Genomic DNA, 23,070 nt, shown 5'->3' with positions numbered 1-23,070 from the left:
ATTATATACGGAATAACAGATAAAAAACATTGTAATAAATACCTGCACGGAGCGTCTTTATTACCTGCGCAGTTCTTTGTTACTACCCGGAACATAGCAGCAACTATGTGCCAGGTAATGGCGACAATCTGCGCAGGTAGATGGAATCTATAAACACAAAAAATCGCCACTGCCCGGAACGACCCCGGATAGTGGCGACTTCTTATATAGTTTATCTCTTATTCTCTACTTGAAGAAATACCTGAACAGGTCATTTCCATTCGCATAAATCAGCAGGGAGAACAGCAAGAGCATACCCACAATCTGAGCATATTCGAGGAATTTATCACTCGGCTTGCGACGCGCCACCACTTCATAAATCAGGAACATCACATGCCCGCCGTCCAATGCCGGTATAGGCAGAATATTCATAAAGGCAAGGATAATGGAAAGGAATGCCGTCTGTTTCCAGAAAGTCCGCCAATCCCATTCCGAAGGGAACAGATTGCCGATTGTACCGAAACCGCCCAGGCTGGAAGCCCCTTCCTTGGTAAAGACATATTTCATATCGCTTACATAGCCTTTCAAGGTGTTCACCCCTAAGGTTACACCGGCAGGGAATGATTCGAAGAAACCATAATTCCGAGTTACGGTCGGATACAAATCCGTCGGCAACATCACCATTACTCCCATCTTTCCGGCTGTATCCGTATGCAAGGTCAACGATTTCAACAAACCGTCACGGTAAAAGCCTACTGTTATATCCGCATCCTTGTTCTGCTCAAGCTGTTTGGATACATCTTCAAACAAAGGGGTGGAAATACCGTTTATAGAAACGATACTGTCTTTAGGCAATAACCCGGCTACTGCCGCAGGACGGCTGTTGCTTTCCAGTTCGCGTATAACCATCGGGAAACGGAAGGGGTCGGCAAACCCTTTCTTGTCGCGCATCACACGTTGCATCATATCTTCCGGTATAGCAATTTCAGCTTCTACCCCATCGCGTAGTACGGTTACCGTTTTTGCATTTACCACCTGGCGGAAGCTTGCTTCACCGAAGCGTTCCAACTCCACACCATCCGCTTTCAGCAATATATCGCCATCCCGGAAACCTACATTCTGGAATGTTTCGCTGTAATTCATACCCGCCTTCATATTCTTCAAAGGCAGATAGGTATCTCCCCAGGTAAACAATATCATGGAATAGATGAACAGAGCCAGCAGGAAGTTGAACAAGACCCCGCCAATCATAATCATCAAACGCTGCCCGGCAGGCTTGGAACGAAACTCGTAAGGTTTGGGCGGCTGTGCCAACTGCTCCTTATCCATGCTTTCGTCAATCATACCGGATATCTTGCAATATCCGCCTAAAGGCAACCAGCCTATACCATATTCCGTATCACTGTTTTTAGGCTTGAACTTAAATAATGAGAACCACGGGTCAAAGAAAAGGTAAAACTTCTCCACCCGTACCTTAAATATACGAGCAAAGAGAAAGTGCCCGAACTCATGGACAAGCACCAGTATCGACAAGCTCAGAATGAGCTGTAGCGCTTTAATCAAAAATGTTTCCATTTAGTATCTACTGTCTATTTATTTCTATTTAAAACTCAACTACTCTTAACTCAACAAACTTTCCGCAATCCTCCGTGCTTCCGCATCTGTAGCCACATAATCTTCATAAGACGGAACCGTTATAAAGGACGCTTTTTCCATTGTTTTCTCTATAATTTCACTCATTTGCAGAAAACCCACCCGGTCTTGCAGGAAGGCTGCCACCACTACTTCGTTGGCTGCATTCAGGATACAAGGCATGTTTCCTCCTTTGCGAATGGCATCAAAAGCAAATGCCAGGTTACGGAAACGCTTCATATCCGGTTCTTCGAACGTAAAGGTGGCATATTGATTGAAATCCAAACGGGGCGCTTTGCTCTTCAACCGTTTCGGATAAGAGAACGCATAACTGATAGGCAATTTCATGTCCGGTATGCCCAGTTGCGCAATCACGGCGCCATCCTCGAACTGTACCATCGAGTGGATTACCGACTGGGGGTGCACAACCACCTGTATTTGTTCGGGAGTTACACCGAACAACCATTTCGCTTCAATCATTTCAAAACCTTTGTTCATCATCGAAGCGGAATCGATCGTTATTTTGGCTCCCATTTGCCAGTTCGGGTGTTTCAATGCCTGTGCCTTTGTTACCGTAGCAAGCTCTTCCAGCGACTTTGTCCGGAAAGGACCGCCGGAGGCCGTCAGCAAGATCTTCTCCACTTCGTTCTCCCATTCTCCGGCTAAACACTGGAAAATGGCAGAATGTTCAGAATCGACCGGCAGGATGGGTACTTTGTGTTCGGCAGACAAAGCGGTTATCAACTCACCGGCAACAACCAAAGTTTCTTTATTTGCCAAAGCGATAGCTTTGCCGGCTTTAATCGCACTGATGGTCGGCTTCAGACCGGCATAGCCCACCATAGCCGTCAGTACCATATCAATCGGCTCCGACTGGACCACCTGGGCAATAGCCTCCGAACCCGCCCAGACTTTTATAGGAAGGTCTTCCAGCGCTTCTTTCAACTCCGGATATTTCTGTTCATTCGCTATCACAACCACTTCAGGCATGTATTTACGTGCCTGGTTAATCAGCAAATCCACCTGATTGTTTGCAGTCAGGGCATACACATCAAAAAGGTCCGGATGTTCGCTGACAACTTCCAGAGCCTGTGTACCAATAGAGCCTGTAGAGCCTAATATGGCTAAATTTCTTTTCATGGATGATTAAAAAGCTATATAGTCTTCGGGATTAACCGGATTACCTTTATACCACAATTCAAAATGCAAATGCGGACCGGTCGATAATTTCCCTGTATTGCCTATCAGAGCAACCGCTTCACCTGCCACAACACGATCCCCGATTTCTTTCAGCAATAATTCGTTATGTTTATAGATAGACAGGAATCCGTTTTTATGCTGTATCTGTATCACATTCCCGAAATTCGGATCGAACCCGGCAAAGGTTACTGTCCCATCCAATGTTGCCAACACACTTTCTTTCGGAGCTGCAGCCACATCCACACCGTAGTGGCGCAATTCCGGTTCGTAATGGGAAGATACAACCCCATTTACCGGTTTATAGAAGAACACGCCTTCGGTAGGTACCTGGTGGGGGTCCAAGACCGTCAGGTTATATTTTTCTGCCTCTGCATAGTCTTTTACAAACTGTTCTTCCTCCTTCGAACGGGGAATATTATAATCCGGTTTCGTACGGGCCAACGAGTCAATCTCACGGATTGAATCTATCGGCATGGTTCCGGATAAAATACCGGAAACATTATTCAAATAGAGAGAGTGAATCTGCAACATCCTTTCCAGTGAGTCCGCTCTCAACGCATTCTGCACGATTTCCTTACGGATTTCCACATCCAGATAACCCGGCAAATAATTTCGTATCGGAGTCTTTATGATGATAAAAGCAGTAAAAGCAATCAGCAGAAAAGCGAATAAAGCCAATGTTGCAAATGCGGAAAGTTGTGACAAGCGGAACGACCAAACTTCCTCCAAGGTCCCTTCGTTGAAAAAAGAGAGTTTATATTTGAACCGTATCCGGTGCCAGAATGATTTCTTATTTAATTTTCGTTGCTTCCGTGCCATGTATATTAGTAGTCAGTTTCATAAATCAAGCAAACCTTCCGGAACGGAAACAGTCAGCGTTTTGTTTTCATGATCCGCAGATAGAATCAATTCCTCAGCCGCCGGCAACAATATTTCTTTTCCTTTATGATCTATCTGAAGAAGAACGTTTATTGTCGATTCGTCGACATCCGTAATCGCTCCTAATTCGCCAAGAGCCTCATCGATTACCTGATATCCGATAAATGAATCCCAGGTAATATCGCCAATCAAGTCATCCTCCATCTTATCCAGCGGATAAAAAACCTCGCGATTGGAAAACTCCCTCGCAGCCTGCTCGTCATCCACATTTTTCAATTTCAGAAGAATCACATTATCTGTCTTATACCGGTAATCTTCCACAAAAAAAGGGACCAGAATACCATCCATATCGCAAACAATATAGAGGTCCTCCGAATCATCAAACACATCACTGCTTGTCATTAATCCGATTTCCCCCTTTATGCCGTGAGGCTTGGTAAACAGCCCTATCTTAAAAACATCCTCCTTCTTTATCATCGCAAAAGATTTTTATAAACGGGTAATGCGTGCCCCGATAGCATTCAAGCGCCTGTCTATATCCTGATATCCACGGTCTATCTGGTCGATATTATGAATACGGCTGGTTCCTTCGGCACTCATTGCTGCAATCAGCAGGGCGATTCCCGCACGGATATCCGGCGATACCATATTGGAACCACGCAACTTGAACCGGTTTCCCAATCCTATTACCGTAGCGCGGTGCGGGTCACACAGGATAATCTGGGCTCCCATATCTATCAGCTTGTCCACAAAGAACAAGCGGCTTTCGAACATTTTCTGGTGAATCAGTACGCTTCCGACAGCCTGGGTCGCCACAACCAAAAAGACACTCAGCAAGTCCGGAGTCAATCCCGGCCAAGGGGCATCTGCTATAGTCATGATAGAACCATCGATAAACGTATCTATCTGGTAAGAATCATGGGAAGGCACATAAATATCGTCCCCTTGTTGTTCAACGGTTATACCGAGGCGACGGAACGATTCCGGTATAATCCCCAACTTTTCATAACCTGTATTCTTTATCAGGATGTCGGACCCGGTCATGGCTGCCATACCGATAAAACTGCCGACTTCAATCATATCCGGCAGAATCGTATGTGTTGTCCCTCCGAGTGCCTCAACACCTTCTATTGTCAATAAATTGGAACCTACCCCGGAAATACGGGCACCCATCCGGTTCAGCATAGATGATAATTGCTGCAGGTAAGGTTCGCATGCGGCATTGTAAATCGTTGTTTTGCCTTCTGCTAAAACGGCAGCCATCAGGATATTGGCTGTACCGGTTACCGAAGCTTCGTCCAGCAACATATAAGTGCCTTTCAGTTTCTTGGCTTCCACTTCATAGACCTGGCGTTCCGGGTTATAACCGAAACATGCACCTAACTTCTGTATACCTACAAAATGAGTATCCAAACGGCGTCGACCGATCTTATCGCCACCCGGTTTAGGAATCAGAGCCTTGCCAAAGCGTGCCACAAGCGGTCCTACAATCATCACGGAACCACGGAGACTGGCACTTTTACGCAAAAACTCATCCGTCTGCAAGTAATTCAAATCTATGGAATCCGCCTGAAACGTGTAGGTACCGGTAGCCGGATGGTCTACTTTCACCTGCATATCGCGCAAAAGCTGTATCAGGTTGTTTACATCCAGGATATCCGGTATATTGTGTATCGTTACCTTTTCGGCGGTAAGCAAGGTTGCACAAATCACCTGTAGAGCTTCATTCTTGGCGCCCTGCGGAATGATTTCCCCGGATAATTTATAGCCTCCCTCTATGACAAACGAACTCATCTGCCTTTACGCGTATAGTTGTTTTTTTTACTGTTGTTGGTATTATTGCGGGCAAGGATATCCCGGCTTTCCAGTAGTTTATGGACTTCTTCGTCCAATACGATTTTACCCTCCGACAACTCGTCCAGATCCTTAAATATCTTACGGTCATCCACCGACTCTTTATTCCAGGTAAGAAAAGATTTCTTCATCTGGGTAGCCAATAGTTTGATAAGCTGGTCTTTTTCTACCCCTGCTTCAAATTCCGTAGCTTTATGTATCATTAATTCGAGCGTCTTCCCATAATGACGGTAACGGATACGGGAATTGTTATACGGTAAACGCGGAGGGCGTGTATATAAGTCTTCTTTCTTTATAATCTCATACGGATAATCGATATCCAATTTAAAATCCGCCATGATTGCCAAATGATCCCAAAGGATATGTTTGAAATCATTCACATCACGCAAATGAGGAAACATATTCCCCATTATATTTATAATTGTATTGGCACAACGTTTGCGTTCTTCCCGGTCTTCTATGGTCACACAATAATCCACCATGTTCTGAATATTGCGTCCATATTCGGGCATAGCCATTTTTTTTTCTTCTGTATTGTATTTCATTACTATTTCTGTTTACCGGGCAAAGGTACAGATTATAATTGATTTAAACAATAAACAGAGCGGGGGGTGCTTGCACTAAACTTACTTATCGAGAGTTAATGTAAACCAAAAACAAGACCCTTCGCCCACAACCGATTCAACACCGACCTCTCCCCCCATTTGCCGGATGATCGTCTCACAAATACTCAATCCCAGTCCGGTACCCTGGATAAAGGTGTTCAATTTCACAAAACGGTTGAATATTTCCTTTAGCTTATCCTCCGGTATGCCAATCCCGGTATCCTTTACATAAAATTTCAACAAAGAAGTTCCAGCGATATAATCATAACCAATGGTTATAGAACCTTTTTCCGTAAATTTCATTGCATTGTTCAAGAAATTCGTAATTACCTGCATCAAACGATTTTTGTCGGTATAAAGTATGCACTTGGGAAGTCCTTTCTCACATAACAACTGTACATTTTCATTCTGATTCCGAATTTTTGCCGTATAAATAATATCATCCAGCATTTCATTGACATCCTCATTGAAATAACAAAAATCCAAAGTTCCGGCTTCTATTTTAGACAAGTCGAGGATATCATTTATCAATTGTAACAAAAGCGTACTGTTCCTTTCGATAATTTCTACATAAGCCCTCGTTTCTTCCTCAGATTCCGCCTCCGGCAATAAATTTGAAAAACCGATTATGGCATTCAGCGGAGTTCGTATTTCATGGCTCATATTAGCAAGAAATGCGGACTTTACACGGCTAAGGTTCTCAGCTTCCTCTTTGGCTTTGCGAAGTTCCTGTTCCATTAACTTTCTTTCCGTGATTGGTAAAAACGCTCCGGCTAAAGCGCAAAGTTCTCCCTTGCCATCATATTCCGCCTCGGCTAACAACTCCTCCCAAGCCTCCGAATCCGTATTGTAAATATTCCTGTCCCCCAACTGATATTCGATATGTCCTTTTTGCAAGGTTCCGCCTATCAACTTGTCAAACAGTTCTTTCACTTGTTCCCTGTAATCGTCGTGCACAGCATTCAAACCCTCTTCAAGAGCAAGTTGTTTGGACATAATCAGCGTATGCTTTGTTCCCCCGCTTTCCATATCCTGCTCTGTTTTCATCTTCTCCACACTGAATACATTCTTCTTTATGTCATAATGCCAGGGTATCATATTCGCGGCCTCCATTGCCATCGATAATTTTTTATTCAACTGTTCCAAATGCTTTTGAAAATTCTTCGACACTGTAATATCAATGAAAAACAGGTCAATAACATTCGTTTCTTCGGCAGGCATAATCAATAAATTATAGAAATGCCCTCTCAACACATATTCCAGCATAAATGATTTTTTCGTACCAAGAACGTTTTCCACCATCGAAATATATTTTTGAAGCAGATCTGTGGGTACTCCATTTATTTCCATTCCTTTTTTATATAAGATATTTTCCTTCGAGAGGATTTGTTCTTCAAAGGCTTTATTCACATCCTGCACAAGGATATCCTTTACGGCTGCATCCCTCAATAATTCATGGCGCATGTAAGGGAGGGGCATATTATTAAATAAATCACGATATTTCAACAGTAATTTAAACGCACGGGCTTTCATTTTTGCTTTCAACTGCCTTATATACAAAACGGTAAGCAGAACAAATATAGTCAGGAGTAATGCTCCGCATAAAAGTAGCCAAAACCAGGATTCTCTCATAAATCCTGACATACAGATATAACAAATATAATCATTCAGCATGTTGTAATGGTTTTAACACGTTATTCGTAATTCTATACAGGATACTGAATGTTATTTTTCATTATTTGCATTTGTTAACCCTGTAATGACTAAAAAAACGAACGTTTTTTTTCGTCATTTTTCATCGAATACGTATAAAAATCAAAGAATCTCACACACAAGCTATAACAAGCCACATGCTGACAGTTAGAAAAAAAACAGTTTGATTTTTAATAATTTTACCATACATTTGCAATGACAAGAAAAAACGTTCATTTTTTTCGCCATTATCATATTAACACATATACTCCTTGATTTTCTGGATATTACCAATCAAAGACCATTCTATTTTAACAATTAATCATAACAGACTTGCCAGCCCTTGCCGATTCAGTATTCGCACTTTATTTTTAGGAAGGAGCAAGATAAAACCGCCATCTACTAATTTCCGGATTTCTTTGGACAAGGCAGGGCGTGTCACTCCAAAATATTCTGCAAGTTGCACCTGATTATGCTCTATTACAGCGACATCCGCCCCTTTTTCCAAATGATCTAATACATAATAAATATACCGGCTGCGGATACCTCTGAAAGACAAGACTCTCAATCTCGTCATTATACATTTATTACAACTTGTGCTGACACAAAGGAAACTACGGAGTAACTGAGGCATGCTACTCATCACTTTAAAAAAATGGTCTTTGGGTATTCTTATCAATGTTGCATCCTCTTCAACCGTAAAAGTTGCAGGGAAAACACATTGTTTGGTAAACAAATGAGGGGTTGCAAAAGTACGCGGCGCCTGGATAGTTTCCACACGTACTTCTACGCCGGAAACATCCAGTACATCCACATTTAATTTCCCTTCTATTAAAACATGTAGGGCATTACAGGGTGACCCCTGACGGATGATTGTCTCTCCTTTGGAATAATGATCAATCGTATATTCCAAATTATCGAGCAGTTCTTCCTGCATTTTCAAAGTTAAGTCTTTGAAAAGCGGTATTTTAAATATTTCTGTAATGTCCATCGTTTTATTTTTAGTATTAGACGTATCCTCCTACAAATATAGAGGAATTTCCAATACTAACAACTCTTACCACTTAGCAGTAAAAATGCGGGGGTTAATATTAACAGACAACCATCCCCAATCCTGCCAACTGGATGAATCTCCACCTTTCACCAATTCCATTGTTTTGCCAGCTAACATTGTAGAATATCCTGCCGACAATTTGACATCTTTCATTATCTGCCAGTCCACTTGAAAATCCAATTCAGACCCCAATCCACGGTTTGCTTTCTCTCCACTTTTTTCATAAACATCTCCCGTTACTGAAAAATAATGATAAGCAAGAGAAAGGTTTACTTTCTTTACCGGTTTGAAAGCCACGGAAAGCTGATTATCCCAAAGCCCCGGGTTTAACCCGTTTTTAAAAGAAGAGGCATAAAAATAATCCATAGCCCCGTAAAATTTATGATGTGTTCCATACAAAGGGTCGAATGCCTTATATTTTCCGGCCGGGTCATTGCCTGCTCCACTTAAATAATCACTACCGATAGCCACTTTCCAACGCGGATCAATCTGATAACCGGCATTAACAGCCCACATAAAAGCTGATATATCTTTTCCGGCTTTACTTTTTCCGAACTGGTAATAGAATGTTCCGCCGAATGACCAATTACCGGGTGTATAATATAAATTGGTTCCTAAAGTCTGCATGAACTTTGTATCAGACTCTTTTTTCTCGCTGTCTCCACCTTCTATTCCCAGATTCATGAAAAGGAAAGAAGCACGGAATACTTTACTGCAAGTATGTTCATACCAAAGTGTTTGCATCGTTTTATAAGGTTGTGCACCCGGAGCATAATAGGTTCCTCCGATAAGGGTTTCATCATTCTGGTTGAATGCCACTATCAAATGCAGTTTATTATTTGAATTTTGATAGCCTAATTTCAATGCATCATGGTAACGTCCGGCAACACTCCAGTCCAGTCCCCCCAAAAGGCGTTCATCATCATACACAAGAGACTGACGTCCTAATTTGGCAAAAAATCCCGTGCCGAAATTCAACTGCGCCCAGGCTTCATTCAGTATAAAACGCCCGTTCTTATCAATCTGCGGGTCTTGTCCCCACACCCCCACATGTTGGGCAGAAAGACCGATTGAAAGATTCTCCCGCTCATATCCCAACGACAAACGGGCACGATTATTGATAAATCCTGCGGCATCTTCCCCTTTATCACGAGGAAAAAGAACGCCATTCCGATACTCTGCACGAGGACGTATTTGTACATTCATAAAGAATGTATTCTCTTTTTTGTCTTTGTGCCCGTTTTCTTCCGCACGGACGATTCCGGAACTCAATAAAAGTAAACCGGAAATAATAACTGATAGTGTTTTCATAAGTCTTGATGTTATTTTCTAATTTTCAATTACCATAAATCAACCCATATTATAAGTATGCACACTGTTACCTTGCGCAGAGGGCAAATAATTCACCCCGAACCAACAAACCTGTAAAAGAATAAACGAACCTATCAATATCCCTAATGCCACCGAAGTCCGCAAACGTTGGTGAAGCCTGAAATGAATGTATAATAAATTTCCCATCCAAGTTGCAGCCGCCCAAGTCTCTTTCGGGTCCCAGTTCCAATAATGTCCCCAGGCCTCTTTCGCCCAGATAGCGCCAAACAACATTCCGATTGTCAGGAAAGAAGTCCCCACATAAACCAGATTATCACATAGCGCCATCATATCGCTACTCACTGCCTGTTTCCGGGAGCGATATAACAGGTATACCGCAACAATAGCGGCAGCTCCCAACATGGCATAGGCAAACATATAAACAATCACATGCGGAGCAAACCAAGGACTTTGTAAAGCCGGCATCAAGGTCTTGTTATGTATCTCCGGCTTAAGCAGGTTTATGAAAATAAAAACACCTGCCAACAATGTACTGAACGACAGTATCCATTTATACCGCCAACGGATATACGTAATACCTCCTGCTACCGGCAGAAAAAAAGAATACCACAAACGGGTTTCCCCCATAGTCCGCAAAGGAGGACGCTCGAGAGAGAACCACAATCCAATGATAAAAGCAAGAAAGATAGTCAATCCCACCCCATTCAATGCTACAGCCCAAGTAAATCCTTTCGGTTTATAAGCACACCATGCCGCCATTATCCAGCAAAGCAACGCGGGCATAGCCATATAGATAAAACTTCCCCAATCCATCATTCAGTCCTCCCTTTCTTCGGCGCTTGCACAAAAAGGCAGACGGCGCCGGCAAGCATTAGAAAAATACCGGTATATACAATTGGCAACCAAGGGTCGCGCACCAATTCAAAAACACTTGAATTACTCCATTTCCCCATTGTTTCATCATAGCTCAGCTGATAGATATTCCAGCCGGATACATTCAACGGTTTATTCACTTCAACCTGTGCCTCAACCTTTTGTTTATCTTTTTCTTTATATACAATCACATCGGAAACAAAACGTTTCGGTTCACGTTCCGGCATAACCATTACCATGTTCTCATCTAAAGGCAATGTTACATAAGGAAACATATAATTGCCCGAACTTACCCACCCTTCATGCATAGTACCGCTATGCTTATTCCGGGCTTTAACATATAATGCGGATGTCGCACCTTCCGAATTGAAGCCTACGAAATTTACCGTATCTGCATTTGCCACACAAGCAGCCATCGGCAAATAATTGCTCACTTCTACCTCCCAATCCAACAAGCTGCCCGAACACGGCGCTTCCTCCACAAGGAAATTAACCGGTTGCTTTTCCGGCAGGGCTTTCCCTGTTATATTATCTATCAACATTAACTTCGGTGGATATTCTTCTATTACAAATGATTTCAGCTCGATAGCAAGCGGAAGTTCCGTCAGTTTGTTATTTTCATCGATAGCTCTCCATTCAACAGCATCTTTCGAAACAGTCATGCGCAACCGGTGTAAATCCCCACTACCCAATATTGCTGCCCAAAGTGTAATAAAAAGCCCGGCATGATTCAAAAAGAAAGGAATATCTTTCCACCGGAAACGGCTTATTTTCCGAAGCGTAACCAATCCCAATACAGATAGAAAATAAAGAAATAACAGAATGAAAGGCCACGAAGAAGTCATCTGCATAAATCCTAACCGTGCCAATCCGCCTGCTGAAAGATTTTCAGATGGGGCGACCTGTCTGGTCAACCCCATCAAGATAACCATCACTAACAACGACAACAATGAAGTTATGCTTGCCTCCAAGCCGGAGAACCAACGAAGCGGTGTTTTTATCCGGCCCAAAAAATGTAAAAGAATAAGAATAATCAGGTATCCTCCTCCAAAAATCAGGTTAACCGGATACTGAACAAAAGCTGTATCCACTTTTCCCACTGTCAACTGGAGGATTATGCCTGTCATAAACAAGCCTATTCCAATAGTCCATCCTTCTGCATATCTCCACGTATTATTCCACATACTATCTTATATCAGCTATTCTTTGCCAACCGATTATTTGCTTTTGCTTCTTCCAACCACTTCGGAACGATTGTTTTCAGAAATTCTTCTTTCTGTGCACGTTCGGCAGGAATATCCAAACCGATATATTTCTGCGCTTTTTCTTTTGTTGAAATATCCGGCATAGGAACCTCATCTGTATAGCCCAACTTAGCCAACACCTTATTTACAGCCAACTGTGCCTGTAAAGCCTTATCCAGTCCGTTTCCTAAAATCCGCTGAATTTCCTGCGGAGCATGGAAAGCACCTCCGTGTGAAGCCACGCCGAAATCCCAACGCCATTGTGCCTGGCGGATTAATTTCAGGACAGGAGCCATTTGCGCTTCTGTTGCTCCTTTATCCCATGCAAAAGCAGCTTCGATATGTGCTTTTGCCAATTCTGTTTCCAGGCGATCACGCATTTCACGTGCTTTGTTCTGGCGTTCGTATACATTATTACGTAAGGTTTCTTCACTCTCACGATGGCATACCTGGCAAGTACGGTCAATCATAGCCAACGGGCTCATAATATGATGGTCACTATATTTTACACCACCCTCACTCTTATAAGGCATATGGCAATCAGCACACGATACTCCGCGTTGTGCATGAATGCCCATCTGTGAAATCTCATAATCGGGATGCTGTGCTTTCAATATCGGTGTACGGCTCAATTTATGAGTAAAGTCGGAAAAGCCCGTTTCATCATAATAAGCTTCCATGTCTTCTACAGTAAACCCCTTATCCCAGGGGAATGTCAGATATTTACCGTCTCCTTTGAAGTAATATTCCACATGGCATTGTGCACACACCAGTGAACGCATTTCCTGCGGGGTCGCCTTATTTATATCTTTTCCCTGACGTTGGAACGCTTCTATCAAAGCCGGGCGGCTGATATGCAGGTTCATATTCTCAGGTTCATGGCAATCGGCACAACCAATCGGATTCACAATTTCTTTTCCCATTGCAGCCCATTTTGCCTTATAGAAATTTTCGGCCCCTATACTTTCCATCATACGGGGCACATCCGGGCTTTTACAAGTCCAGCAAGTTGCTGGTTGGGGACCTTCAGTTTCAGTCATCGGAGAACCGACACGCAGCGTATGACGCATGTCTTCAATAGCATGCATGTGTCCGCGTGGGGTTGAATAATCTTTAGAAAAAGCATATCCTGCCCAAAGAATCACCATATCCGGGCGCTGTGCCAATACATCCACCGCCTGGCTACCATTATAAAGACTTGTAAAACTGGTATCCGCAGTCTGTGTCCAGGTTTGATATTCGCGGGGATAATTCGGTTCGAACACTTCATTTTTCGCTTCTATACCTTTTATCTCTACTTTTTTATTGTTGAAGACACTCGCTATTTCCGCCCTTCTTTCGGTAACAGACGAGGCAAACATGCCCAATACAAAAACAACTGCCATCGTTACAAAGAACAACAGCCAACCTTGCCATGATTTCAGCTTCTTTTCCATATGAATCGTATTTTAAAATTATCGGTTATTCGGTAAGCATTTCTTCCAGCCATTTCGGCGTATTCGTCTTAGGATAAGGCACCAATGCATTTGGAGTAGACGACAAACTATTTGTGCCTCCATGAGGAACATCCCGGTGGCAATCCCAACAGGCTTTTCCTTCACCGGCAAGAACTTCCTTATGATTGATTTTCCCCGTACTGACAAATTCGGTATTTAATTGGGTATGACAACGAATACAGTTGTCCATGATTACTCCGGCACTACCCTCGATAGCCTGAATAACCTGGGGTTCACCCCGCATCGTGAAAACCGCAGCATGCCTCAACCCGTCCATTCCCTTGAACATCCATTTACGGGCAAAATTCTGATGTGGGACGTGGCAGTCATTACAAGTTGCATTCCTGCTATGTGAACTGTGGTTCCAGGTGGCGTAATAAGGTGCCATTATATGGCAATTTACACAACCGGACGGGTCATCAGACAAATAGCTCCAAGCCCTGGATGCAAATGCAGTATAAGCACCAAGCCCGCAAACAACACCTCCCACAACAATAGCAAACAGTTTCCATCGCGTCGAAGGCAATATTGCATTTATTATTTCCCTAATTTTCATACAGCCTTAATTATGGTTTATTTTCGCACAAATATCTTAAATAAGATATAAGTAAAATGTAATAAATATTACATTGCGCCAAATTTGTGATTTATATGAAAAAGTATTTATTGATTGCAGTGTCAGCACTGCTTGTATGCTCTTCTTGCGTAACCAAGAAAAAGTATTTATTGGCGGAAAACGGCAGATTGGAAGCCATCGCCCGTGGAGACGATTTGCAAGACAAACTTGCCAACAGCCGGGATGACAATGACAAGCTCAATGCACGCCTTGCCGGTCTCGAACGGGATACTGTGCGTTTAGGGCAGAACATTCGTAATTATGAAAACATGCTAAATGCAAACATGTCCGAACAGGAAAAATTGAATGCGCTTCTCAGCCAGAAAATGACGGAACTGGATAACAGGGAACGCACTATCAATGAACTGCAGGATATGATTAATGCTCAAAATGCAAAAGTTCAGAAATTGCTCAGTAGTGTAAAAGAGGCTTTGTTGGGATTCAGCAGTGATGAACTGACCGTAAGGGAAAAAGACGGTAAAGTATATGTTGCCATGTCCGATAAACTCTTGTTTGAATCGGGAAGTGCCAATGTAGACAAACGGGGAAAAGAAGCGCTTGCCAAACTGGCGGAAGTTTTGAACAAACAAACAGACATCGACGTTTACATCGAAGGACACACCGACAGTAAACCAATCAGCACTGCACGCTTCAAAGACAACTGGGACTTAAGTGTAATCCGCGCAACCTCTGTCGTTCGTATCCTGACAAAAGATTACGGTGTGAACCCACTGCAAATCCAACCTTCCGGACGTGGAGAGTTTATGCCTGTCGACAATAACGAAACACCCGAAGGACGGTCTAAAAACCGTCGTACGGAAATTATCATGGCACCGAAGCTGGACAAATTATTCCAAATGCTACAATAAAATCATAAGTATCATTTTTCCAAATCATAACTATGATTTACAAAATTCATAACTATGACACAGGAAAATGATACTTATCATGTAGAATCTATTTCTGCAAATAAAATCCCGGATAAATAGCATTTACGGTATAGGCTGAATCCGGATAAAAACGTTCCACAGATATCTCATCCAATAAGAGTAAAGCCGAATCCAATTCTATCCGCAGCAATGCCGGATAATCGGCTTTCTTTATCGAATCGAACGGAGTAAGCCCGACTTTCTCCATCTGTCTTTTAAATAAAGTCGGTATATGTTCCCGAAAAATCAAATGTTCATTTTTATCATATAAAAAGAGCGTATCCCTCTCAACCAAAGTCCACATCATACTTGTATCCCTTTTATAAGAATAGACCTTTTGCATAGTCTTATAAGATGCAATATCCACCGGATTCATATTTTCAATAAAAACAGATGAATAGTTATATCCGGAAGTATCCCCTCCGGTATTTTCTCTTCCCTCTTGCGACCTCCGTTCTATATCTTTTACCGTTATTCCGGGGATATAAGTAAACGTAATGAGTAATACGAATGCCAATAATGCAGAATAAAGATATTTTCCCGTACGCCGGAAGATAAATAACAAAGCTGTTACTGTTAAAACGACACCCACTATCACCAGATAAACCCGGTCTTCGGTATAGCCATACTGGTTGATACGATAGGAAGTTCCAACCCAAAACATAATCAGAGCGGGTAATACTGCCAGGCTCGAAAAACGATAGAACCAATCATAATATCTTCTAAGTAAAAATGGCTGACAAGCTTTAAAAACAAAAGTTGCAGAAACAAAAGCCATAACCATTATAGCAACTGCCCCTTTGGGCAAAGACCACAATACGGCAATCTTAATAAAATAAAGGTAAAGGATAGCCGTATATATAAGCAATGCGGGTGAGAGGACATAATTCATCAAAACATCAAATAGTTTATTATATCCTTCCTCCTCCCTCTCTTGATGAAAAGTAAGGAACAAAAGAGGCAAAACACCGGCAAAAGCAATACTTGTCGCATAAGTCATGAAACGGCTCTCACTTCCATATCCCAGTTCAAAAATATATTGTATGGAATAATAGATTGCAATAGACAACAAGTACGCCACCCCAGCAAGAAGAAAGGCGGAAAAGAAGGCCCGGAGAAAGTGAAGGCCTTTTTTGACAAAAGCTTTATTCTCCGTTTTCCAATCGCCAATCAGAAAGAAAAGAACAGCTATCACCCATGTAACCAGATCTTCTTTCGTTTTCCACCCAAAAAAGATGAAAAAGAAAAATGAGGCATAATATACAAAACGCCACCGTTTTTCCCTGGTCAATATATTTAATGTATAGGTAACCAGAAACAAGGCAGGAAAATAACTCAATAATATAATCCAGTCCTTATCAGCTAAATCATAGGATGCACAACCTATTATACAAAATAATACAGTCAATATCACTTCTACCGGATTATGATGTATGGCAATTTTCAAATGTTCGGCTATAGCCTTTATTTTATTCTTCATATTCAACCAGTTATTAACAAGACTCCAAATATAAGACATATTTGATATTCAAAGGCTATATAAATGTCAAAACGGTTCGTCTTATGCCAGATTTTCAGTATTCGTTAAAACGATAACTGTCATTTTTTCAATCACATAACATGTATCAAATTCAGGGAAAGAATAAAAATCAAAGTCTGGGAATTACATTTTCAAACTCATTTATCAAGCTTTATTTCTATTAACGTGCCAATCTGCATCATGGCACATCTTTTGAAATATATCTGACGAGTTCGGATTAAAGACGAAATCAACAAGAGATTTATTCATAAATGTTTAACTTATAATTGGAGGACTGTATTATGACACCGATGAGAAGAAGTCAAAATTGGTTACCGTATGTATTCAATGATTTATTCGACAACGACTGGATGATTAAAGCAAACTCTACAGCTCCAGCAATTAATGTCATTGAATCTGACAAAGATTACCGGGTTGAAGTTGCTGCTCCGGGTATGACAAAAGACGATTTCAGTATCCGCATCGACGAAAACAACAATTTGGTTGTATCGATGGAGAAAAAGGAAGAAAAGAAAGAAGACAAAAAAGACGGACGCTATCTGCGCCGTGAATTTTCTTACAGTAAATTCCAGCAGACAATGGTGCTTCCCGACAATGTCGAAAAAGACAAAATCGAAGCCAAAGTCGAAAATGGGGTATTGAATATCTCTATTCCCAAACGGACTGAAGAAGAAGCTAAAAAAGCAGAAAAAATTATTGAAATCAAATAATCCGGTTCTACGGTAAACCTTACGTTATAATGGTTTGTTTTAATGAAAAGCAATTTTATTAAAACGAACCATTATGATTTTAAGTAGAAAACTTTCAGACGCTCTGAATGAGCAAATATTGGCTGAGATGTGGTCATCCAACCTGTATCTCTCTATGTATATCCATTTTTCCCAAATCGGTCTTGACGGATGTGCACACTGGATGAAAAAACAATCCGAAGAAGAAATGGAGCATGCCTACAAAATGATCGACTACTCTGTAAAACGCGGCGGCCAGGTTAAACTGGAACAAATAAATGTAGTACCTACGGCTTTCGGTTCTCCGCTGGAAGTATTTGAACATGTATACGAACATGAAGTACATGTATCCGAATTGATTGACCGCCTGGTTGATGTTGCTGCAGCTGAAAAAGATAAAGCAACCCAGGATTTCTTGTGGGGATTTGTCCGCGAACAGGTGGAAGAAGAAGCGACAGCTAAAAACCTTGTTGAAAAACTGAAACTGTTTGGCGATTGCCATATTGCCATTCTAGACCATCAACTGGGTAAAAGATAATCCATATACAATACGGAGAAACTGGAAAGGGCGGTCTGACAATTGAAAGTCAAACAGCCCTTTATCATTAACGACTATAGCCTTACATTTCTTATTGAGTCACTTTGCATAAACAACCTTCCAAATGGTCGTTCACAAAGCCGGCCGCCTGCAAAAAAGCATAACAGATTGTTGAGCCGAAGAACTTGAAACCTCGCTTTTTCATATCTTTGCTTATCGCATCCGACTCGGAAGATGTGCCGGGTATCTGCCCCAAACTCTTGAAATTATTAACGATAGGTTGCTGGTTGGGGAAGAATGATAAGATATACTTGTAAAAACTACCGAACTCTTTCTGAATAACCATATATAGTTTCGCATTATTGATTGTACTATTGATTTTCAACCGGTTTTTAACGATTCCATCAAATTGCATCAATCGTTCGACGTCTTCTGATGTCATTTGCGCAACTTTCTCCACATCAAAATGAAGAAAAGCTTCCCGGTATCCTTCCCGTTTCCGGAGGATAGTAATCCAGGCTAATCCGGCCTGAGCACTTTCGAGTACCAAAAACTCAAAGAGGGTTCGGTCATCAGTAACGAGTTTTCCCCATTCTTCGTCGTGATATTTTATGTATAGTTCGTCCGTTCCGGCCCAACCGCAACGTGTATTGATTAGATCTTCCATATTTCGAGGTGTTTATAGTACATTCATAATAGCTTTTCCCCATAACGTACCTAAGACGGCAGCTCCCTTCACATTCGGATGCAAATAAAATGTTCCGGCATTTCCTTCTTCTGGGAAAAGGTCTGTTTTATAATGAGTTTTAAAGTAATCGAACCCCTCCGTATCCCCCATAAAGACTTGCCCGGGAAAACGTTTGGAATAATCCAATACCAACGACTGGAGTTCCGGATAATAACTTTGCAAACGATTCAAGCCTTCCTCTAAATACTTCGCCCCGTTATACGTATTCGGACTATACCAAACCGGACGATGTACTACGATTTTACAATCGGGATACAATGCTAATAACTTATCGATGATCGTTTTCATGTTCTCATAGTATTTAGCCGGAGAAGTAGGCGCACCGTTCGGTCCCGTGATTGCACTGTCGTTTGTTCCCAACATAATAGAGAAAAGCAAAGTAGCCCAGGTTTCATCTTTAAACTGGTCGGCTGCAACAATAGCTTTCGGAAACAGTTTTTCTGTCTGCGGCAAATAATCAACCGTAGTACAACCGCTTACTCCCCGGTTGGCATACTTCACAGAGCCGACAGAAGGTTGTTTGCTCAAATAAAGAGCCGCTTTTGCCGGAGGGGCATCGTGAGCCGGATTTTCCAGTATCACTCCCTGAGTAATGCTGTTACCAATAAATACAATATTCAGATTTTTCTTTTCCTGTCCCATTATCCAATTGCAGACCACTAAACATATAAATAAACTGATAAACGTCCTGTAGTGTTTCATATACATTGATTTTTCAAAAACACAAAGTAAAACAAAGTTTATAAAAAGAAGCTCAGAATTACCTGTGTTTTTAACAAGATAAGGAATAACACACTGTTAATCAACATTAAAACACAGCATCTATTTAGATAACAGGAAAAAGAAGATAAACTTTTCTGTAGACAAACTGATTTCATATGTTTTTTCACCTATCTTTACAATAAAAATAACAGTTTAGAAGAAACGTGGACTAAAGGCGAGAGTGGAAGTTACGACAGAAACTTTCGTACTACTATTTTAAATCTACATAAAATGAAAATCACCAGAACAATTATAAAATGTATTTTTATTATAACCATAGCATTTTCTCTGTCTTGTAAAAATGGTGAAAAACAACTCAAAAATTTTCCAACCACAGAATATTTATCCCCAACATGCATTCCTATTAATGAAATTATAAAAATAGGCAATATCTATAAGTATAAAAATTACATTGTATTACAAAACGTTAGTAGCAATGCTAAAGAATCCTTTTATACTTATTCATTTCCTGACTTCAAATTTTTATATGCTTTCTGTCCCATAGGGAATGGACCTAAGGAATACATTATGCCCACAGTCATAAAAATACACCAGAAAATATTTTTTCATTTCGAGACCATGCTACAGATAAATTTGTTAGCTATTCACTGACTGACTCTACTGCAACTTTCATTAATGAATCCGTTCTTAAGCCGAGTGATAATCGCTACTTCTGGGAAATCAATTATATCAAAGAGAACTTATACTTATTAAAAAGGAGCAATAGCAAAATCAGTTCCAGAGAATTATGGGATTTTTCATCTCAACAATTATTAGATACCTTACCAAACACGTTCGACTTAAAGAAAAGTATGGGAAGTAACTATTATACAGAATTTGATGATACGTGGATATCTTCATCTAATAGCAAGGTAGCTTTTGCCTATTTTTTCATTGACCGAATAGAGATTGGCTCAATCAACGGTCAAAAACTGGAAATACTTGCATCTATCGGAACAAAAGACACGCCTAATTTTCATACCTTTAAAGAAGGAAAGGGTAATTACAAATACAACGTAGAAAATAATATTGTACATTATGAATCCCTTTCATGTACAGATAAATATATTTACGCATTATATGCCGGTATTCCCTGGGGGGATATAGATAAAAATCATTCATCGATTATAGAAATCTACAATTGGAATGGAAAACCTATAAAGAAATTAAACTTAGAGCATTCTTTATCAGCTTTTATTGTTGATGAAGAACATCAAATAATCTACGGAATAAATCCGGAAACACATGAAGATAAAATTATTTCATATCAATATTAAAACACTTAAAAACATGAGAACAAAGTATCTACTTCTTTTTGCCGCCATCCTTTGTAATCTATCCGTTTTTGCACAAAGTGAGTTCGACAAGTATTTTCAGAAAAAAAGTCTCCGGGTCGATTTTGCCCTAAGTGGTAATGCCCAAACACAATCTGCAGCGATCCAACTTCTTCGCGAAGAACCGGTATGGGGAGGTCCTATTAAAAATCTGATTGACAAATTCAACTATGGAGGCTATTATATTAATGTATATGATAAAGCCAGTAATAAGCTGATTTATTCGAGAGGATTCAATACGCTTTTTGAAGAATGGCGTACTACAGAACAAGCTAAAACAGAAAGCCAGTCATGGAATAACAGCATCTCTGTTCCTTTCCCGAAATCAATTGTTTCTATCGAAATAACGGCACGCGACAAAGCCGATATGAAGTTTCACCCCCTGCTGAAAATGGATATTGATCCAACCAGCATTTTTATAGACCGGGGAAAACTGAAAGATAATAAAGTCTATCCGGTTTTAAACAATGGCAATTCATCAGAAAAAGTCGACCTGGTTTTTATCGGGGAAGGCTATACAGCCAATGAACAGGAAAAATTCGTATCAGATGCCAAACGTTTTACCGATGCATTATTCGCTACGCCTCCCTTCACTGATTATAAAAATGATTTTAATGTTTGGGCTGTAGAAGTAATTTCAGAAGAGTCCGGTACGGATGTATCCGGAAAAGGTATATTTAAAAATACCGCCCTCAACACGGGGTATTATACCTTCGGAGTAGACCGTTATCTGACAACACAAGACATGAAACCCGTTCGTGATGCCGTTTGGAATGTTCCCTGCGATGCCATTTTCATTCTGGTTAATACGGATACTTACGGAGGGGGCGGAATGTATAACTTCTATGCATGCGGAACTGCAGACCACCCCAAAACACCAGTTGTATTTACACACGAGTTCGGACACAGTTTTGCCGGACTCGCCGACGAATATTTTTCTTCGGAAGTGGCTTACCAGGATTTCTATAACCTGAAATATGAGCCTTGGGAGCCCAACATCACCACTTTAGTTGATTTTGAAAGCAAGTGGAAAGATTTATTGCCTGCCGGAACGCCAATCCCCACACCTCTGGATGCTACGCATAAAGATAAGACCGGAGTGTTTGAAGGAGGTGGTTATATATCCAAAGGCATTTACCGTCCGAAAGACCATTGCATGATGCGTGATTATGCCCCGTTCTGCCCTGCATGTAGCCGGGCTATTTCACAGATGGTTCATTTCCTCACAGACAAAGCCTATTAAAATATAAAGGCTGGCACGGTACATTACCGTCCAGCCTGCTTTCTTCTTTTACATTGAAATAAATCAATGCATAGGTACTTCTATTAACAGTACTGTCGCTTTTTTCAACACTTCGATAGTAATACCATCCGTTTCCCAGAATCCGGCACCATCCCGTTTGGAAAGTACGGTATTATCTACTTCAACTTCGCCTTCTATAACAAACAGATAAACGCCGTTTTCTTTACTATGCAACTGATATTGTTTAACAACCCCGGCATCCAATGTCCCCATCAAAAACCAGGCATCCTGATTGAGGGATGCTTCTGATTCTCCATTCGGAGATAATAACACTCCCAACTCATTCGGTTTCTGGGTACCACGAATATCATAGTTATTATACTTAGGCGATGTATTTTCTTCACGCGGAAATACCCATATCTGAAGAAACTCCAGTTTATCTTCCGGACTGTCGTTAAATTCACTATGGAATATACCTGTTCCGGCACTCATCACCTGGATAAAACCAGGGGTAATTACCTCACTGTTTTGTATGCTGTCGCCATGGCGCAAAAATCCTTTCAACGGAATAGATACCACTTCCATATTTTTATGAGGGTGTGTATCAAAACCTTCACTCGGTGCTACTGTGTCGTCATTCAAAACACGGAGCATGCCGAAATGCATTCTATTAGGATTATAATAATTGGCAAAACTGAATGTATGGTAAGTTTTAAGCCAACCGTGATTTGCATAACCGCGAGTATTCGCTTTATCTACTACTTTTTTCATTAATAAATCCTCCTTACTTAA

The 23,070-nt window shown here is 41.1% G+C and carries 22 protein-coding genes; 5 read left to right on the top strand and 17 right to left on the bottom strand.

The window, feature by feature from the left end; translation table 11 throughout:
• Positions 1-225 precede the first annotated feature (225 nt).
• The 13 genes from rseP to nrfH all read right to left on the bottom strand — a co-directional run bounded on the left by rseP (position 226) and on the right by nrfH (position 14,396).
• Positions 226-1,554 (bottom strand): RIP metalloprotease RseP, encoded by a 1,329-nt coding sequence (rseP, locus tag ACGE0T_RS02825; RefSeq protein WP_459189025.1) that lies wholly within the window; start codon positions 1,552-1,554, stop codon positions 226-228.
• Positions 1,555-1,599: 45 nt separating this feature from the next.
• Positions 1,600-2,751: a 1-deoxy-D-xylulose-5-phosphate reductoisomerase gene (locus tag ACGE0T_RS02820; protein ID WP_459189024.1), complete on the bottom strand. Its 1,152-nt coding sequence runs from the start codon at positions 2,749-2,751 to the stop codon at positions 1,600-1,602.
• 6 nt (positions 2,752-2,757) lie between these two features.
• Entirely contained in the window at positions 2,758-3,630 is an 873-nt protein-coding gene (locus tag ACGE0T_RS02815) for a M23 family metallopeptidase (protein ID WP_459189023.1), read from the bottom strand.
• Between the two features lie 18 nt (positions 3,631-3,648).
• On the bottom strand, positions 3,649-4,167 hold the full coding sequence (rimM, locus tag ACGE0T_RS02810; protein ID WP_459189022.1) for a ribosome maturation factor RimM: 519 nt from the start codon (positions 4,165-4,167) through the stop codon (positions 3,649-3,651).
• Positions 4,168-4,179: 12 nt separating this feature from the next.
• Positions 4,180-5,484 carry a UDP-N-acetylglucosamine 1-carboxyvinyltransferase gene (gene murA, locus ACGE0T_RS02805; RefSeq protein WP_459189021.1) on the bottom strand — a complete coding sequence of 435 codons (1,305 nt, stop codon included), beginning with the start codon at positions 5,482-5,484 and terminating at the stop codon, positions 4,180-4,182.
• Entirely contained in the window at positions 5,481-6,089 is a 609-nt protein-coding gene (locus ACGE0T_RS02800; protein ID WP_459189020.1) for a DUF4290 domain-containing protein, read from the bottom strand. Before ACGE0T_RS02800 ends, murA begins: the two co-directional genes overlap by 4 nt.
• Positions 6,090-6,170: 81 nt before the next feature.
• Positions 6,171-7,823 (bottom strand): PAS domain-containing sensor histidine kinase, encoded by a 1,653-nt coding sequence (locus tag ACGE0T_RS02795; protein ID WP_459189019.1) that lies wholly within the window; start codon positions 7,821-7,823, stop codon positions 6,171-6,173.
• A 340-nt stretch (positions 7,824-8,163) separates the two neighbouring features.
• A complete protein-coding gene (locus ACGE0T_RS02790) occupies positions 8,164-8,832 on the bottom strand; it encodes a Crp/Fnr family transcriptional regulator (protein ID WP_459189018.1) in 669 nt (222 codons plus the stop codon).
• A gap of 66 nt (positions 8,833-8,898) precedes the next feature.
• A complete protein-coding gene (locus ACGE0T_RS02785; RefSeq protein WP_459189017.1) occupies positions 8,899-10,206 on the bottom strand; it encodes an alginate export family protein in 1,308 nt (435 codons plus the stop codon).
• 39 nt (positions 10,207-10,245) lie between these two features.
• On the bottom strand, positions 10,246-11,040 hold the full coding sequence (locus ACGE0T_RS02780) for a cytochrome c biogenesis protein (protein ID WP_459190409.1): 795 nt from the start codon (positions 11,038-11,040) through the stop codon (positions 10,246-10,248).
• Positions 11,040-12,284: a cytochrome c biogenesis protein ResB gene (locus tag ACGE0T_RS02775; protein ID WP_459189016.1), complete on the bottom strand. Its 1,245-nt coding sequence runs from the start codon at positions 12,282-12,284 to the stop codon at positions 11,040-11,042. Before ACGE0T_RS02775 ends, ACGE0T_RS02780 begins: the two co-directional genes overlap by 1 nt.
• A gap of 11 nt (positions 12,285-12,295) precedes the next feature.
• Complete coding sequence (gene nrfA / locus ACGE0T_RS02770) at positions 12,296-13,780, bottom strand: ammonia-forming cytochrome c nitrite reductase (RefSeq protein ID WP_459189015.1); 1,485 nt, start codon at positions 13,778-13,780, stop codon at positions 12,296-12,298.
• A 25-nt stretch (positions 13,781-13,805) separates the two neighbouring features.
• The gene (gene nrfH, locus ACGE0T_RS02765) at positions 13,806-14,396 is read right to left on the bottom strand and encodes a cytochrome c nitrite reductase small subunit (protein ID WP_459189014.1); all 591 of its coding nucleotides are present in this window, start codon (positions 14,394-14,396) and stop codon (positions 13,806-13,808) included.
• A 95-nt stretch (positions 14,397-14,491) separates the two neighbouring features.
• Between nrfH and ACGE0T_RS02760 the strand changes: the two genes are divergently transcribed.
• Positions 14,492-15,325: an OmpA/MotB family protein gene (locus ACGE0T_RS02760; RefSeq protein ID WP_459189013.1), complete on the top strand. Its 834-nt coding sequence runs from the start codon at positions 14,492-14,494 to the stop codon at positions 15,323-15,325.
• 88 nt (positions 15,326-15,413) lie between these two features.
• Here the strand turns inward: ACGE0T_RS02760 and ACGE0T_RS02755 are convergent, their stop codons facing one another.
• The gene (locus ACGE0T_RS02755; RefSeq protein ID WP_459189012.1) at positions 15,414-16,865 is read right to left on the bottom strand and encodes a DUF4153 domain-containing protein; all 1,452 of its coding nucleotides are present in this window, start codon (positions 16,863-16,865) and stop codon (positions 15,414-15,416) included.
• Positions 16,866-17,206: 341 nt separating this feature from the next.
• Here ACGE0T_RS02755 and ACGE0T_RS02750 point away from each other — a divergent pair, with 341 nt between their 5' ends.
• The gene (locus ACGE0T_RS02750) at positions 17,207-17,635 is read left to right on the top strand and encodes an Hsp20/alpha crystallin family protein (protein WP_459189011.1); all 429 of its coding nucleotides are present in this window, start codon (positions 17,207-17,209) and stop codon (positions 17,633-17,635) included.
• A gap of 76 nt (positions 17,636-17,711) precedes the next feature.
• The gene (locus ACGE0T_RS02745) at positions 17,712-18,191 is read left to right on the top strand and encodes a ferritin (protein WP_459190408.1); all 480 of its coding nucleotides are present in this window, start codon (positions 17,712-17,714) and stop codon (positions 18,189-18,191) included.
• Positions 18,192-18,282: 91 nt separating this feature from the next.
• Here ACGE0T_RS02745 and ACGE0T_RS02740 read toward each other — a convergent pair whose 3' ends face one another.
• Positions 18,283-18,858 carry a DNA-3-methyladenine glycosylase I gene (locus ACGE0T_RS02740; protein ID WP_459189010.1) on the bottom strand — a complete coding sequence of 192 codons (576 nt, stop codon included), beginning with the start codon at positions 18,856-18,858 and terminating at the stop codon, positions 18,283-18,285.
• 12 nt (positions 18,859-18,870) lie between these two features.
• Complete coding sequence (locus tag ACGE0T_RS02735; RefSeq protein ID WP_459190407.1) at positions 18,871-19,581, bottom strand: SGNH/GDSL hydrolase family protein; 711 nt, start codon at positions 19,579-19,581, stop codon at positions 18,871-18,873.
• Between the two features lie 932 nt (positions 19,582-20,513).
• On the opposite strand from ACGE0T_RS02735, the gene ACGE0T_RS02730 reads away from it, so the two are divergent.
• Both ACGE0T_RS02730 and ACGE0T_RS02725 read left to right on the top strand, forming a co-directional pair.
• Complete coding sequence (locus ACGE0T_RS02730) at positions 20,514-20,978, top strand: BF3164 family lipoprotein (protein WP_459189009.1); 465 nt, start codon at positions 20,514-20,516, stop codon at positions 20,976-20,978.
• A gap of 13 nt (positions 20,979-20,991) precedes the next feature.
• Entirely contained in the window at positions 20,992-22,278 is a 1,287-nt protein-coding gene (locus tag ACGE0T_RS02725) for a M64 family metallopeptidase (protein ID WP_459189008.1), read from the top strand.
• Positions 22,279-22,341: 63 nt separating this feature from the next.
• Here the strand turns inward: ACGE0T_RS02725 and ACGE0T_RS02720 are convergent, their stop codons facing one another.
• Positions 22,342-23,049: a pirin family protein gene (locus ACGE0T_RS02720; RefSeq protein WP_459189007.1), complete on the bottom strand. Its 708-nt coding sequence runs from the start codon at positions 23,047-23,049 to the stop codon at positions 22,342-22,344.
• Between the last annotated feature and the right edge of the window lie 21 nt (positions 23,050-23,070).

It is taken from the genome of Parabacteroides sp. APC149_11_2_Y6 (genome assembly GCF_054506995.1).
This window is presented reverse-complemented; position numbering and strand designations above follow the sequence as displayed.

What these genes read in the sequence shown, in the direction of transcription:
- rseP (WP_459189025.1), bottom strand. Translation starts at nt 1,554, where the DNA reads ATGGAAACATTTTTGATTAAAGCGCTACAGCTCATTCTGAGCTTGTCG.
- ACGE0T_RS02820 (WP_459189024.1), bottom strand. Translation starts at nt 2,751, where the DNA reads ATGAAAAGAAATTTAGCCATATTAGGCTCTACAGGCTCTATTGGTACA.
- ACGE0T_RS02815 (WP_459189023.1), bottom strand. Translation starts at nt 3,630, where the DNA reads ATGGCACGGAAGCAACGAAAATTAAATAAGAAATCATTCTGGCACCGG.
- rimM (WP_459189022.1), bottom strand. Translation starts at nt 4,167, where the DNA reads ATGATAAAGAAGGAGGATGTTTTTAAGATAGGGCTGTTTACCAAGCCT.
- murA (WP_459189021.1), bottom strand. Translation starts at nt 5,484, where the DNA reads ATGAGTTCGTTTGTCATAGAGGGAGGCTATAAATTATCCGGGGAAATC.
- ACGE0T_RS02800 (WP_459189020.1), bottom strand. Translation starts at nt 6,089, where the DNA reads ATGAAATACAATACAGAAGAAAAAAAAATGGCTATGCCCGAATATGGA.
- ACGE0T_RS02795 (WP_459189019.1), bottom strand. Translation starts at nt 7,823, where the DNA reads ATGCTGAATGATTATATTTGTTATATCTGTATGTCAGGATTTATGAGA.
- ACGE0T_RS02790 (WP_459189018.1), bottom strand. Translation starts at nt 8,832, where the DNA reads ATGGACATTACAGAAATATTTAAAATACCGCTTTTCAAAGACTTAACT.
- ACGE0T_RS02785 (WP_459189017.1), bottom strand. Translation starts at nt 10,206, where the DNA reads ATGAAAACACTATCAGTTATTATTTCCGGTTTACTTTTATTGAGTTCC.
- ACGE0T_RS02780 (WP_459190409.1), bottom strand. Translation starts at nt 11,040, where the DNA reads ATGGATTGGGGAAGTTTTATCTATATGGCTATGCCCGCGTTGCTTTGC.
- ACGE0T_RS02775 (WP_459189016.1), bottom strand. Translation starts at nt 12,284, where the DNA reads ATGTGGAATAATACGTGGAGATATGCAGAAGGATGGACTATTGGAATA.
- nrfA (WP_459189015.1), bottom strand. Translation starts at nt 13,780, where the DNA reads ATGGAAAAGAAGCTGAAATCATGGCAAGGTTGGCTGTTGTTCTTTGTA.
- nrfH (WP_459189014.1), bottom strand. Translation starts at nt 14,396, where the DNA reads ATGAAAATTAGGGAAATAATAAATGCAATATTGCCTTCGACGCGATGG.
- ACGE0T_RS02760 (WP_459189013.1), top strand. Translation starts at nt 14,492, where the DNA reads ATGAAAAAGTATTTATTGATTGCAGTGTCAGCACTGCTTGTATGCTCT.
- ACGE0T_RS02755 (WP_459189012.1), bottom strand. Translation starts at nt 16,865, where the DNA reads ATGAAGAATAAAATAAAGGCTATAGCCGAACATTTGAAAATTGCCATA.
- ACGE0T_RS02750 (WP_459189011.1), top strand. Translation starts at nt 17,207, where the DNA reads ATGACACCGATGAGAAGAAGTCAAAATTGGTTACCGTATGTATTCAAT.
- ACGE0T_RS02740 (WP_459189010.1), bottom strand. Translation starts at nt 18,858, where the DNA reads ATGGAAGATCTAATCAATACACGTTGCGGTTGGGCCGGAACGGACGAA.
- ACGE0T_RS02735 (WP_459190407.1), bottom strand. Translation starts at nt 19,581, where the DNA reads ATGGGACAGGAAAAGAAAAATCTGAATATTGTATTTATTGGTAACAGC.
- ACGE0T_RS02730 (WP_459189009.1), top strand. Translation starts at nt 20,514, where the DNA reads ATGGGAAGTAACTATTATACAGAATTTGATGATACGTGGATATCTTCA.
- ACGE0T_RS02725 (WP_459189008.1), top strand. Translation starts at nt 20,992, where the DNA reads ATGAGAACAAAGTATCTACTTCTTTTTGCCGCCATCCTTTGTAATCTA.
- ACGE0T_RS02720 (WP_459189007.1), bottom strand. Translation starts at nt 23,049, where the DNA reads ATGAAAAAAGTAGTAGATAAAGCGAATACTCGCGGTTATGCAAATCAC.